The organism is Streptomyces sp. MS191, from assembly GCF_008042125.1.
In the GTDB taxonomy this organism is placed as follows: Bacteria; Actinomycetota; Actinomycetes; order Streptomycetales; family Streptomycetaceae; genus Streptomyces.
Map to the genome: position 1 here is coordinate 1 of NZ_RDBI01000234.1, position 1,028 is coordinate 1,028.

Annotated in this window: 1 protein-coding gene and 1 pseudogene; both read left to right on the plus strand. The window is 76.8% G+C overall.

Annotation, left to right across the window (positions count from 1 at the left end; genetic code table 11):
• A pseudogene (locus EAO71_RS36860) lies at positions 1 to 279 on the plus strand (uridine kinase); the annotation flags it as partial.
• A 129-nt stretch (positions 280 to 408) separates the two neighbouring features.
• On the plus strand, positions 409 to 1,028 hold a 620-nt coding region (locus tag EAO71_RS36865; protein ID WP_147982137.1), incomplete at its 3' end, for a nucleoside/nucleotide kinase family protein.

A 1,028-nucleotide genomic window follows, 5' to 3' on the forward strand; every position in this document is an offset into this window, starting at 1 on the left:
CTGTGGGACCCCGCGACCGACCGGGCCCTGTGGGACCCCGCGACCGACCGGGCCACCCGGAGTCCGTACGTGACCCTGCCGCCCGGAGGCGTCCTCCTGCTGCACGGCCCCTTCCTGCTCGGCCACCTCCGCCTGTCGCCCGCCGCCCTCGCCCGGCGCACGGAGGAGCACTGGACGCTGCCCGCCTTCGCGCGGTACGAGCAGGAGGTCGGCCCGTCCGACGCCGCCGACGTGGTCGTCCGGGCCGACGACCCCCGCCACCCCGCCTGGACCGGCCTCACCGGAGGCGACGCGGCCTGCTGGGCGGTCCGTTCGGACGCGGCCTGCTGGGCGGTCCGTTCGGGATGGACGGACGTGCGGCTGCTCGGCCGGACCGGCGAAGACGCGGCCGACCGGCATGATGGCGGGGTGCGATTCACGCCGATCACCTGGGAGAAGCTGACCGACGCCGTCGCGGCGCACGTCGACGGGACGGTTCCCGGAGACGGCGCCGAGCGGCTCAGGATCGGGATCGACGGCGCGCCCGCCGCCCCGACCGCGGAGACGGCCCGGCAGATCGCCGCCGCCTTGCGGCTCCGCGGCCGGTCCGTGCTCGTGGTGGGCACCGAGGGGTTCCTGCGCCCGGCGTCGCTGCGCTACGAGTACGGGCGCCAGGACCCGGACGCGTACTACGGCGGCTGGTTCGACACCGGTGCCCTCTGGCGCGAGGTCCTCGGCCCGCTGGACGCCGGCGGCAGCGGACGGGTACTGCCCGACCTGTGGGACCCCGCGACCGACCGGGCCACCCGGAGTCCGTACGTGACCCTGCCGCCCGGAGGCGTCCTCCTGCTGCACGGCCCCTTCCTGCTCGGCCACTGGTTCCCCTTCGACCTGACCGTCCACCTCCGCCTGTCGCCCGCCGCCCTCGCCCGGCGCACGGAGGAGCACTGGACGCTGCCCGCCTTCGCGCGGTACGAGCAGGAGGTCGGCCCGTCCGACGCCGCCGACGTGGTCGTCCGGGCCGACGACCCCCGCCACCCCGCCTGGAC